Raw genomic sequence first — 11,804 nt, forward strand, 5'->3', positions numbered from 1 at the left:
CCGAGCATCAAGCCTAATCCCATCGGCGGCCGGGTGCGGCCGTCCGAGCCGGGAGGATACCGTTATTCCCATGCAGTTCTATGCCACGACCCCGCGCCACGATCTCACCTACTCGGACGTCTTCCTGGTGCCGTCGCGCTCGGACGTGACCAGCCGGCTCGACGTCTCGCTCGCACCCCACGACGGCACAGGCGCCACCATCCCGATCGTGTCGGCGAACATGAACTCGGTGACCGGCAAACGGCTCGCCGCGACGCTCGCCCGACGCGGCGGCCTCGGGGTGCTCCCGCAGGACATGCACCTGCAGGACCTCGACGAGGCGATCCGCTGGGTCAAGGCCCAGCCGGTCGCCTTCGACACCCCGTACTCCGCCCTCCCGCACGAGACGGTCGCCGACGTGCTCCGCCGCGTGCCGCCGGTGGAGGGGCACGGTGTCGTGGTGAGCGACGACGGCGGCCGCTACCTCGGCTGCCTCGCTGCCGCGCAGCTCGGGTCGGCGCTGCCGGACGCGCGCATCGGCGACCTCCTGCACGGAGCGCTGACGTCGCTGGACGCGGAGGACCTCCCCGACGGCCGCGCGGCGTTCGACGTGATGGAGGCCGCGGGTCTGTCGTTCGCGCCGGTTCTCGACCACGGGCGCGTCGTCGGAACGCTGAGCCGCACGAGTGCGCTCCGCTCCACGATCTATGCTCCGGCGCTGGACGAGCACGGCCGCCTGCGCGTCGCCGCCGCGATCGGCATCAACGGCGACGTCGCCTCGAAGGCGAAGGCCCTCGCCGCCGCGGGAGTCGACGTGCTCGTGATCGACACGGCGCACGGCGACCAGGACGGCATGCGCCGGGCGATCCACACGGTCAAGGGCCTCGGCCTCGGGCTGCCGATCGTAGCGGGCAACGTGGTGACCGAGCAGGCGGTGCGCGACCTGGTCGCGGCCGGCGCGGACATCCTCAAGGTCGGCGTCGGCCCGGGCGCGATGTGCACCACCCGCATGATGACGGCCGTCGGTCGCCCCCAGTTCTCCGCCGTGCTCGAGACGAGCGCGACCGCCCGCGAGCTCGGCGCCCACGTCTGGGCGGACGGCGGCGTGCGCTATCCGCGCGACGTCGCCCTCGCGCTCGCCGCGGGCGGCGCCTCCGTGATGATCGGCTCGTGGTTCGCCGGAACCATCGAAGCGCCCGGCGCGCTCGTGGCCGACGACCGCGGCGGCCTCTACAAGGAGAGCTGGGGGATGGCCTCCACCAAGGCGGTCAAGGGCCGGTTCGAGCGACTCGACCCCTTCGAGCAGGCGCGCAAGACGCTGTTCGCCGAGGGCATCTCCAGCTCGCGCATCTACCTGGATCCGCTCCGTCCGTCGGTGGAGGACCTCCTCGACATGATCACCACCGGGCTGCGCAGCTCGTTCACCTACGCCGGAGCCCGGACGCTGGCGGAGTTCCACGACCGCGCGCTGGTCGGCATCCAGTCGGCCGCCGGCTACGAGGAGGGCAAGGCCCTCCCCGTCAGCTGGTAGCGACGCTCAGGAACCGTTGCCCGACCCGGACTGCGAGCCCGATCCGGAGCCGTTTCCGGACTGACCGCCGAAGCCGTTGCCGTTGCCTCCGAACTGGCGCGGGGTGAAATTCTGTCCGGTGCCGAAGCCGCTGCGGGCATGGTCGACGGCGTTGGCCGTGAAGTACCCCGCGAAGAAGACGATCACCAGCACCGCGACCGCGCCGACCGCGAGCGCCGTGTTCTGCGCCCAGGCGGGCCAGCGGTGCAGGACGCTCGGGTGCGACGCGCCGGCCGACGCCGACGGCCCGGCAGTCGCGGGCGGCGCGGGCTGAGAGGCGGGCTGTGCGTATCCGGGAACCGGCTGCTGCGGCTGGTACTGCGGAGCCGGCTGCCAGGGCTGGCCGGGGTTCGGGGCTGCGGTACTCATGGCTGGTCCTCTCGGTGGGCTTCTGCCGCGAGGATCCCGCCGCTCGCTTCGGGCGTCCTATGCCGAGTCGATGCGCAGGCTGAGAATCACCGCGCCGGCTGAGAATCGCCGCGCAGGCTGAGAATCGCTCGGCCCCGGCATTTCTGCGGGCCGCGCCGCTATACTGACTCGCGAAATGGACGACCCTCCTTCTGCCAGCCCATTCCATCCGATGAGTCCCCCTGTGCGGGGTGATCGCCATGCTCTATGAGTGGATCATGCTGGGGGTCGGGCTCCTGCTCACCGTCGGCACCGGCCTCTTCGTGGCCAGCGAGTTCGCTCTGGTCAACCTCGACCGCGGCGACCTCGAGGCCAGACGCGCACGCGGTGAATCCCGTCTCACCATGACGATCGCCGCTCTCAAGATCACCTCGACGCACCTCTCGAGCGCCCAGCTCGGGATCACGCTGACGACGCTGCTCACCGGTTACACGATGGAGCCGGCCATCAGCTCGCTCCTGCGCGGGCCGCTGACGGCGCTGGGGCTGCCCGACGTCGCCGTCGTCCCCATCGCGTCCGTGGTCGCGATCGCGGTCGCGACGCTGCTGTCGATGATCCTCGGCGAGCTCGTGCCCAAGAACTTCGCGCTGGCGCTGCCGATCGCGACCGCCAAGTTGGTCATCCCGTTCCAGACGGTCTTCACGACCGTCTTCCGCCCGTTCGTGTTCGTGCTCAACGGCACCGCCAACGGGTTCCTCCGGATGCTCGGCATCGAGCCCAAGGAGGAACTGTCGGCGGCGCGCACGGCCGACGAGCTCTCGTCGCTCGTCCGCCGCTCGGCAAGTGCCGGCGTGCTCGAGGCGGACACGGCGACCCTGCTGAGCCGCACGCTCGCGTTCTCGACGCGCACGGCCTCCGACGTGATGACGCCCCGGCCCCGGGTGGAGGCGGTCAAGCGCACCGATCCCGCTCAGACGGTGATCGGCCTGGCCCGCACCACCGGCTACTCCCGGTTCCCGGTCGTCGACGAGGACGTCGACGACGTCGTCGGCTTCGTGCACGTCAAGCAGGCCGTCGGCGTGCCGCGGCAGCGTCGCGCGCGCGTCCCCGTCTCCGCTCTGCAGACGGAGGCGCTGCGGGTGCCTGAGACGATGAGCCTCGACACGCTGCTCGGGGAGCTGCGCGGTCGTGGTTACCAGATGGCGGTCGTCGTCGACGAGTACGGCGGAACCTCCGGCATCGCCACGCTGGAGGACCTCGTGGAGGAGATCGTCGGCGAGGTCGCCGATGAGCACGACCGTACCCGGGCCGGAGTGGTGCGCGGCCGCGACTCCATCACCTTCCCCGGCATCCTGCGGCCGGACGAGCTGCAGGAGCAGGCCGGCGTGACCGTGCCGGAGGAAGGCCCGTACGAGACGGTGGCGGGCTTCGTCATGAACGAGCTCGGCCGCCTCCCGAAAGTCGGCGACGAGGTCCTGATCGAGGGCGGCACGCTGCGCGTCGAGCGGCTGGACGGGCGCCGAGTCGACCGGATCCGGTACACGCCCGACCCGGAGGAATCGACGGCGGGAGGTGACGCATGAGCGACTGGGCCGGCATCGCCTGGCTGGTGGTGCTCCTCCTCGTGAACGCCTTCTTCGTCGGCGCCGAGTTCGCGGTCATCTCCGCACGCCGTTCGCAGATCGAGCCGCTCGCCGAACGCGGCAAGCGCAGCGCGAAGACCGCGCTCTACGCCATGGAGCACGCGACACTCATGCTCGCGACGACGCAGCTCGGCATCACCGTCTGCTCGCTGCTGATCCTGAACGTCTCCGAGCCGGCGATCCACCACCTGCTCGAGGTGCCGCTCGGCGCCACGGGCTGGTCGGAGGACGTGATCGGCACGGTCGCGTTCATCATCGCGCTGATCCTGGTGTCGTTCCTGCACGTCGTGTTCGGCGAGATGGTGCCGAAGAACATCTCGTTCTCGATGCCGGACCGGGCTGCGCTCCTGCTCGCGCCTCCGCTGGTCGGTGTGGGTCGCGCGGTGCGTCCGATCATCGTCGCCCTGAACGCGACCGCGAACGGCGTGCTGCGCCTGTTCGGCGTCGAGCCGAAGGACGAGGCCGCGAGCACCTTCACCCTCGACGAGGTCGCGACCATCGTGAACCAGTCGACGCGGGAGGGCCTGCTGACAGACCGCACCGGTGCGCTGACCGCCGCGTTCGAGTTCACCGCGAAGAAGGTGCGCGACGCGATGGTCAAGCCCGAGACGCTCGTCTCGCTGCCGCCGGCGCCGACTCCCGCCGACGTCGAGAAGGCGGTGGCGAAGCACGGCTTCTCGCGGTACGTCGTGCCGGACGGCGACGGCGAGCCGACCGGCTACCTCCACCTGAAGGATGTGCTCGACCTGGAGGAGACCGGATTCGACCTCCCGGTGCCCGCCAAGCGGGTCCGCCGGCTGGTGACCGTCTTCGTCGACAGCGACCTGGAGGACGCCCTGGCGAGCATGCGCCGCACCGGCAGCCACCTGGCGCGCGCCGTCGACGGGGAGGGCTCGACCGCGGGCGTGCTGTTCCTCGAGGACATCATCGAGGAGCTCGTGGGCGAAGTGCAGGACGCCACCCGACGCCGCTAGAACGTCCGGTTCAGGAGGGCCAAACCGGCCGACCGGGAGTACCATGCGGCGCGGAAAGAAGAGGAGAAATTCTCATGTTATCGTCCAGCAAGACCTACTCCGTCCTCCCCGCAGCGGACCTCTCCCGTGCCATGGCGTGGTTCCGCGACAAGCTCGAGCTCGAGCCGGAGGACGTGGGCGAACAGGGGGTCCGCTACCGCACGGGCGGCGACTCCTGGATCTACATCTACGAGACCGCCAACGCCGGCACCGCCCAGAACACGTCGATGTGCTGGCTGGTGGACGACATCGCCGCAGAGATGGAGCACCTGCGCGGCAACGGTGTCGTCTTCGCCGACTACGACTTCCCCGGGCTCAAGACCGAGAACGGAGTCGCGACCGACGACCAGGGCAAGTCGGCCTGGTTCCAGGACAGCGAAGGGAACTACCTCTGCCTGACGCAGCCCAATACGCCGATGTGATCAGTCGCACCTAGTCAGTCGCGCCAGCGCGCCCGCAGGTACTGCGGGGGCCAGTAGTCGATCGCGGCGCCGAGTTCGTGCGCGGCCCGCAGCGGAAAATGCGGGTCGCGCAGGAGTTCGCGCGCCAGCATCACGGCGTCCGCACTGCCGTTCTCGACGATGTCGGCCGCCTGCTGCGGCGTGGTGATCAGGCCGACGGCGCTCACGTCCACCTCGGCCGAGCTGCGGACGTGCTCGGCGAACGGCACCTGGTAGCCGGGCTCGAGCGGGATGCGCACGCCGGTCTGGATGCCGCCGGACGAGATGTCGAAGAAGTCGGCCCCGGCCTCCTGCGCCCAGGCGGCGACGGTCGCGGTCTGCTGCTCGTCCCAGCCTCCCGGCGTCCAGTCGCTGCCGGAGAACCGCACGAACAGCGGGACGCCGTCGCCGACCTCGTCGCGCACCGCCGACACGATCCGCAGCAGCAGCCGCGCCCGGTTCTCGAGCGAGCCCCCGTACTCGTCGGTGCGGTGGTTGGAGATGGGGGAGAGGAACTGGTGCAGCAGGTAGCCGTGCGCGGCGTGCAGCTCGAGGATGCGGAAGCCGACCTCGACCGAGCGCCGCGCCGCCGAGCGGAAGTCGTCGACGATCGTGTCGATGCCGGCGAGGTCGAGCTCGGCGGGCACCGCGAGGTCGCCGAACGCGACGGGCGACGGCGCGACTGTCGCCCAGCCGCCCTCCTCGGCGGGGACGGAGCCGTGGCGGTCCTCGAAGCCCCAGGCCGGCCAGCTGGAGGCCTTGCGGCCCGCGTGGGCGAGCTGGATGCCCGGGACGGCGCCCTGCTCGGCGATGAACGCCGCGATCGGCCGCCAGGCCTCCGCCTGCTCGTGCGTCCAGATGCCGGTGTCGCGGGGCGAGATCCTGCCCTCCGCGTTGACGGAGGTCGCCTCCGTGAACACGATCCCGCTGCCGCCGGTCGCGAGCGAGCCGAGGTGGGCCAGGTGCCAGGTCTGCGGCACGCCCGACTCGTCGAGCACGGAGTACTGGCACATCGGCGAGGTCCAGATGCGGTTGCGGACGGTGATCCCGCGCAGGGTGATCGGATCGAAGAGGGAGGTCATGTATCTCCTAAGCCGCCAACCGCTGCAGATATGCCCGGAGGTCGGCGGCCGACGTGTAGACGTGCCCGGCGATCCCGAGTGCCTGGGCGCCCTCCACGTTCTCGGCCTTGTTGTCGATGAAGACGGTCTGCTCGGGGGTCACGCCGAGTTCTGCCATGACGTGCTCGAAGATCTCGGCGCTCGGTTTGACGGTGCCGAGCTCCCCGCTGACGAACACCTGCTCGAACAGGTCGCCGAGCGTGCCGTGCCGGAAGTACGAGCCGAAATCGCGCCCGGCGTTCGAGAGCAGAGCCAGGCGGGTGCCTCCCGACTTCAGGTCGAGGAGGACCTGGAGCGTGTCGTGGTCGATGGTCAGCCAGCTGCGAAAGTCGGCCAGCCACAACCGGTGGATCGTCGCATCCTCCCAGCTCTCGCCGAGCTCGCGCTCGATGCCGCGCCAGTACTGCTGGATCGTCAGCGTGCCCTGGTCGAGCGCGTTGCGGTGCCGCCAGTAGGCCGGCCAGAACTGCTCCGCGTCGCCGCCGGCGATCCCCACCAGGGCCGTGCGGTCGGTCTCGCTCGGAGTGACCGAGATGACCTCGCCGTAATCGAAGACGACCACCGTTCCGGGGATGGAGATGCTCATCTCTTGAATCTATCGTGGGCGAGGGGAGGTGCGATGGACGACAACCGCGACCGGCACGTGCCGGCCACCTGGGAGGCCGGCGACGCCCGAGGGTGGATCGCCGTGCCGACGGAGGACGACGACAAGTACTCGCGCGGCGTGCTCGGGATGGTCACCGGCTCGGCCCGGTATCCGGGCGCAGCCGTGCTCGGCGCCGAGGCGGCCGCGCGCACCGGGGTGGGGATGATCCGGTACCTCGGGGCGCAGCACGCGGCCGACGAGGTGCTGCGCCGCCGCCCCGAGGTCGTCTCCGCGCCCGGGCGGGTGCAGGCCTGGCTCCTCGGCTCGGGGATGTCGGCCGACGACCGCAGCGACGACGACGCGCGTCGGCTGAACGCTGCGCTCGACGACGGCACCCCGCTCGTGATCGACGCCGGGGCGCTCGACCTGGTGTCCCGCGCGAGCGGGCCGGTCGTCATCACGCCGCACTATCGCGAACTGGCGGTGGCCCTCGCGGCGGCGGGCGGCGACGCGCCGACCCCCGACGCGGACGAGATCCGCTCCGACCCCGGCGGGTGGGCCGAGCGCGCGGCCTCCGCCCTCGGCGTGACGGTGCTGCTCAAGGGGCACACCACCCACGTGGCGGCCCCCGGAGGGCAGCGCCTCACCGTCACCGCCGGGCCCTCCTGGCTCGCCACCGCCGGCAGCGGCGACGTTCTCGGCGGCGTGCTCGGAGCGCTGGTCGCGACGCACGCCGACGCGGTGGGCGAGCGCGGTCACGACGCGCTGGCGGCGCTCGCCGCGACCGCGGCCTGGGTGCACGGCCGGGCGGGCGAGAGCGCGTCGCAGGGCGGCCCCGTGGTCGCCTTCGACGTGGCGGAGGCCGTACCGGGCGTGCTGCGGCGACTGCTCGCCGCAAGCTGAGCGACCTCGCACACGAGCGGGCCTGCGGCGTCGGTCCGGGTTCGGTTACGTCCCCTAGGATGAGGCCCCATGGGGATTGACGCGGCGGGGACGAGCGCTGCGAGCAGCGACTCGGGCGCGGCCTCCGGGGCACGTGTCGCCGCTCGATACGACGGCGCTCAGGCCATCGCCGGACTGCTGCCCGGCACGACCCTCAGTCGCGTGGCCTCCAGCCCGCTGAGCCTGTGGATCGCGTTCCTGGCCGTGCACCTCGTGATCGGCTCGCTCGCGCTCAGCGAGGGCAAGGGCCTCGGCGACGTGATGTGGGTGTACAAGCCGTGGGCGCAGCTCGCCGCGCAGGGCACCGACATCGTCGGCGTCAACGCGGACTGGGTGTACCCGTTCGCGGCGATCGTGCCGGTGATGCTGCCGCTGCTGTTCGGAGCGGACAACTACGTCGGCGGCTGGCTGACGATGGTGCTGCTGCTGAACGCCGCCGCCTTCGCCGTCCTCATCGTCGGCCGCGAGCCGCGGCGACTCGTCGCCGGCTGGTGGTGGCTGTCGTTCCTGCTGCTGCTCGGCCCGATCGCCGTCGGCCGGCTCGATTCGGTCTCGGCGGCGCTCGCCGTCGTCGGCGTGCTCTGGCTCACCCTCCACGAGCGCGCCGCGGTGGTGGTGCTGACCGTCGCGACCTGGATCAAGGTGTGGCCGGCCGCCATCCTGCTGGCCGCGGTGATCGGGCTGAAAACACGATGGCGCATCGTCGCCACCGCGGCGATCACCAGCGCCATCATCGTCGCCGTACCGCTGATCTTCGGCGCCGGCCTCCACGTGCTCAGCTTCATCACGATGCAGACCGGGCGCGGCATCCAGATCGAGGCGCCGGTGGCGACATTCTGGATGTGGCAGGCCGCGTTCCACGTGCCGGGCGCCGTCGTCTACTACGACCGCGACCTGCTGACCTTCCAGGTCACGGGCGAGGGCACGGTGGCGGCCGGTTCGCTGATGAACCCGCTGTTCGGCCTCACGGCGATCGTGGTCGCCCTGATCGGCATCCGTTCTTTGCGGCGGGGCACGCCGTACACGCGCATCCTGCCGGAGCTGTCGCTGGCGCTGGTGACGGCGTTCATCGCGTTCAACAAAGTCGGCTCTCCGCAGTACATCACGTGGCTCGCCGCTCCGGTCATCATCGGCCTGGTCTACCAGGGGCGTGGGTTCAAGACGCCGGCGGTACTCGTGCTCATCACCGCGACCCTCACCCAGGTGATCTATCCGTACCTCTACGACGGACTGCTCGTCCCGCTGCCGATCATGGTGGCGGTGCTGACGGTGCGCAACCTGATGTACTTCGTGATCCTCGGCTGGACGATCGGTGCGCTCTGGCGCAAGCGCCACGCCGACGAGGCCGCGGGCGACCTGCTGCCTGCGCACGCCTGGCCGTTCCGCGCGGCGCCCGACGCGCACCCGGTGCCGGTGCGGGAGGCCGGCTGAGGGGTCGCAACGAGGGGCGACCCTCCTAGACTGACTGGTGTGCCCGGGCACTCGGGTGCCAGACGAAGGAGGACTCATGCTGGTCGCATTCTCGGTGGCGCCGAGCGGGGGCGAAGCGCCGGACGCGTCCGTGCACGACGCGGTGGCGGCCGCAGTGCGCATCGTGCGGGAGTCCGGCCTCCCGAACCGCACGTCGTCGATGTTCACGGAGATCGAGGGCGACTGGGACGAGGTGTTCGACGTCGTCCGCCGGGCGACCGAGGCGGTCGGCGCCTACGGCTCGCGGGTCTCGCTCGTGCTGAAGGCCGACATCCGGCCGGGTTACAGCGGCGAGATCGAGGGCAAGGTCGAGCGGCTGGAGGCGGCGCTGGAGCGGGGCGAGGCGCAGTAGTGGACCCGGTGGCGTTCACGATCGGCTATTACGTGCTTGTCTATGGCTGGCCGATCTACCTGCCGGTGCTCGTACTGGTCGCCGGCACGCTGTTCGGGGCGGTGCTCGTCGCGATCGTCGGAGCGATCCGAACCGGGTTCCGGCGCGCCGACGCCGTCGACGACGACGTCGACGTCACCGAATTCTTCGAGGCCCAGTCGCACTGAGCCTCCGCTACTGCGCGAGGGGCACGTTGTTGTCGCTTTCGGGCCCCGAAAGCGACAACAACGTGCCCCTCGGCGGTGGGTTACGCGTGCCTCAGTCGATCGGGACCGGGTCGGGGCGCTGGGCGTGCACGACGCCGGTGTCGACACCGCGGCGCATGCGCGAGTGGTCGATGCCGAAGGACACGAGCGCGAGCACGATGCCGGCCACGGCCAGGACGATGCCGACGAGGATCGGCGACAGATAGCCGAAGCCGGCTGCGATCGTCAGGCCGCCGAGGAACGCGCCGGACGCGTTCGCGATGTTGAGCGCCGAGTGGTTCAGCGCCGCGGCGATCGACTGGCTGTCGTGCGCGACATCCATCAGCCGGGTCTGGATCATCGGCGAGAGCGCCGACGCCGCCGCAGCGATGACGAAGACCGAGATCAGGAGGCCGGCAAGGCTCCACGCGCTGAAGAACAGCGCGGCCAGGCCGGCGAGCATCACACCGAAGAACAGCAGCATCCCGCGCTCGACGCTGCGGTCGGCCTGGCGGCCGCCGAGGATGTTGCCGACCGTCATCCCGACGCCGATCAGGATCAGCACCAGCGGCACGGCGGAGGCCGACAGGCCCGTCACCGTCGTCACCATCGGGGCGACGTACGTGTAGACGGCGAAGAAGCCGCCGAAGCCGATCGCTCCGATGAGGAGGGCGAGCCAGACCTGGAGGCGGGTGAACGCTCTGAGCTCGTTGCGCAGGGTGGCCTTCGCGTCGCCCGCCTGCCACGGCACGAGCAGGGCGACGGCGGCGAAGGTCAGGGCGAAGATCGCCGCGACGACCAGGTAGGCGATGCGCCAGCCGTGCGTCTGCCCGATCCACGTGATGAAGGGGACGCCGATCACGTTGGCGATCGTCAGGCCCGAGAGCACGAAGGCGACGCCCTGGCCGCGCTTGCCCGGCCCCATCAGCGACGCGGCGACCAGGGAGGCGATGCCGAAGTAGGCGCCGTGCGGCAGCGCCGAGACGAACCGGGCCAGCAGCACCAGTTGGAAGGTCGGAGCGAGCGCGGAGGCGACGGTGCCGAGCGTGAACGCGACCAGCAGCCAGAGCAGCAGCTTCTTGCGGGGCCAGCGCGCGGCGGCCGCGGCGATGGTCGGCGCACCGACGACGACGCCGAGTGCGTACGCCGAGATGATCCAGCCGGCCTGCGCGTTCGCCTCGGTGGGGGAGGCGGCATAGAGCTGCGGCAGCAGATCGTGGGCGATGTTCGGCAGCAGGCCCATGGCGACGAACTCCGTGGAGCCGATGCCGAAGCCGCCCAGGGCGAGAGCGAGCAGCGCAAGACGAGTACGGGCCGACGACAGCTGCGTCGGCCCGTTGATGACGGGGTTCACTACGTCAGTCTATCGAATCGTTTCGAGTGTGACGTTTCAACCGGGTTACGACGAAACGAACTGTGGCCAGGCCGCCCGCGTCAGTCGTTCTGGAGGAGGATGCCGTCCTGGATGGCGCGCTTGCGCAGCGCCACCTTCGTGCCGACGTCGTAGCCGGCCACGCGGTACTTCTCGCGGATGCGCTTGAGGTAGCTCTTCGCGGTCTCGTCCGAGATCCCGAGCTGGAAGGCCACGGCCTTCACCGGCTCGCCTGCGCCGTACAGCGCCATCACGCGGCGCTCCTGCGCGCTGAGCTTCGGCGCGCCGCCGAGCTCGCCGGCATTGAGGGCCAGGTCGAGCTCTGCGGAGATGAACGACTCGCCCTTGCTCGCGGCGCGGATGGCCTCCACGATCATCTCGGCGTCCTCGCTCTTGACGAGATAGCCGAGCGCGCCCGCGGCCAGCGCCTCGCGGACGACCGCCGGCTCGGAGTAGGTGCTCATCAGCACCGTCCGCACGCCCGTCGTCTTCAGGGTCGACAGCTTCAGCGATATCGGGATGTTGTCCTTGAGGTCGAGGTCGAGCAGCACGACGTCCACCGGGAACTCGGGGTGGGTCAGCAGCTCGGGCCAGCTGGCGACGGCCGCGACCATGCGGATGTCGTCCGCTGCGCCGCGGATCCATTCGGTGAGGGCGCCGAGCAACATCTTGTGATCGTCGACGATGGCGATTCGGATGGGGGGAGCCTCGCTCATGAGCAGCCTTTCTTCCTTCGGATGGCCG

General features: G+C 70.7%; 13 protein-coding genes. 8 read left to right on the plus strand and 5 right to left on the minus strand.

The annotated features are described in order from the left end of the window. Positions 1–70 precede the first annotated feature (70 nt). Positions 71–1,510 carry a GMP reductase gene (gene guaB1, locus AC0HS0_RS12585; protein WP_472964359.1) on the plus strand — a complete coding sequence of 480 codons (1,440 nt, stop codon included), beginning with the start codon at positions 71–73 and terminating at the stop codon, positions 1,508–1,510. A gap of 6 nt (positions 1,511–1,516) precedes the next feature. Here the strand turns inward: guaB1 and AC0HS0_RS12590 are convergent, their stop codons facing one another. After that, positions 1,517–1,918: a hypothetical protein gene (locus AC0HS0_RS12590; protein WP_472964360.1), complete on the minus strand. Its 402-nt coding sequence runs from the start codon at positions 1,916–1,918 to the stop codon at positions 1,517–1,519. A gap of 239 nt (positions 1,919–2,157) precedes the next feature. Between AC0HS0_RS12590 and AC0HS0_RS12595 the strand changes: the two genes are divergently transcribed. The 3 genes from AC0HS0_RS12595 to AC0HS0_RS12605 all read left to right on the plus strand — a co-directional run bounded on the left by AC0HS0_RS12595 (position 2,158) and on the right by AC0HS0_RS12605 (position 4,975). Continuing rightward, positions 2,158–3,480 (plus strand): hemolysin family protein, encoded by a 1,323-nt coding sequence (locus tag AC0HS0_RS12595; RefSeq protein ID WP_472964361.1) that lies wholly within the window; start codon positions 2,158–2,160, stop codon positions 3,478–3,480. Next, a complete protein-coding gene (locus tag AC0HS0_RS12600; protein ID WP_472964362.1) occupies positions 3,477–4,514 on the plus strand; it encodes a hemolysin family protein in 1,038 nt (345 codons plus the stop codon). The genes AC0HS0_RS12595 and AC0HS0_RS12600 overlap by 4 nt, the downstream gene beginning before the upstream one ends. Positions 4,515–4,588: 74 nt before the next feature. Then, positions 4,589–4,975 (plus strand): VOC family protein, encoded by a 387-nt coding sequence (locus AC0HS0_RS12605; RefSeq protein WP_472964363.1) that lies wholly within the window; start codon positions 4,589–4,591, stop codon positions 4,973–4,975. Positions 4,976–4,989: 14 nt separating this feature from the next. Here the strand turns inward: AC0HS0_RS12605 and AC0HS0_RS12610 are convergent, their stop codons facing one another. Next, the gene (locus AC0HS0_RS12610; protein ID WP_472964364.1) at positions 4,990–6,075 is read right to left on the minus strand and encodes an NADH:flavin oxidoreductase/NADH oxidase; all 1,086 of its coding nucleotides are present in this window, start codon (positions 6,073–6,075) and stop codon (positions 4,990–4,992) included. Positions 6,076–6,082: 7 nt separating this feature from the next. Then, the gene (locus AC0HS0_RS12615; RefSeq protein WP_472964365.1) at positions 6,083–6,700 is read right to left on the minus strand and encodes an HAD family hydrolase; all 618 of its coding nucleotides are present in this window, start codon (positions 6,698–6,700) and stop codon (positions 6,083–6,085) included. Positions 6,701–6,733: 33 nt separating this feature from the next. Between AC0HS0_RS12615 and AC0HS0_RS12620 the strand changes: the two genes are divergently transcribed. The 4 genes from AC0HS0_RS12620 (at position 6,734) to AC0HS0_RS12635 (ending at position 9,670) form a co-directional block, all read left to right on the plus strand. Next, a complete protein-coding gene (locus AC0HS0_RS12620; protein ID WP_472964366.1) occupies positions 6,734–7,603 on the plus strand; it encodes an ADP-dependent NAD(P)H-hydrate dehydratase in 870 nt (289 codons plus the stop codon). 69 nt (positions 7,604–7,672) lie between these two features. Further along, positions 7,673–9,073 carry a hypothetical protein gene (locus AC0HS0_RS12625; RefSeq protein WP_472964367.1) on the plus strand — a complete coding sequence of 467 codons (1,401 nt, stop codon included), beginning with the start codon at positions 7,673–7,675 and terminating at the stop codon, positions 9,071–9,073. Between the two features lie 76 nt (positions 9,074–9,149). After that, on the plus strand, positions 9,150–9,464 hold the full coding sequence (locus tag AC0HS0_RS12630; RefSeq protein ID WP_472964368.1) for a thiamine-binding protein: 315 nt from the start codon (positions 9,150–9,152) through the stop codon (positions 9,462–9,464). Positions 9,465–9,472: 8 nt separating this feature from the next. Beyond that, complete coding sequence (locus AC0HS0_RS12635) at positions 9,473–9,670, plus strand: hypothetical protein (protein ID WP_472964369.1); 198 nt, start codon at positions 9,473–9,475, stop codon at positions 9,668–9,670. Positions 9,671–9,761: 91 nt separating this feature from the next. Here AC0HS0_RS12635 and AC0HS0_RS12640 read toward each other — a convergent pair whose 3' ends face one another. Then, a complete protein-coding gene (locus AC0HS0_RS12640; protein ID WP_472964370.1) occupies positions 9,762–11,042 on the minus strand; it encodes an MFS transporter in 1,281 nt (426 codons plus the stop codon). A gap of 80 nt (positions 11,043–11,122) precedes the next feature. Beyond that, the gene (locus tag AC0HS0_RS12645; RefSeq protein WP_055918427.1) at positions 11,123–11,776 is read right to left on the minus strand and encodes a response regulator; all 654 of its coding nucleotides are present in this window, start codon (positions 11,774–11,776) and stop codon (positions 11,123–11,125) included. Positions 11,777–11,804: the final 28 nt, after the last annotated feature.

Source organism: Leifsonia sp. PARNA 1/14 (assembly GCF_055720965.1).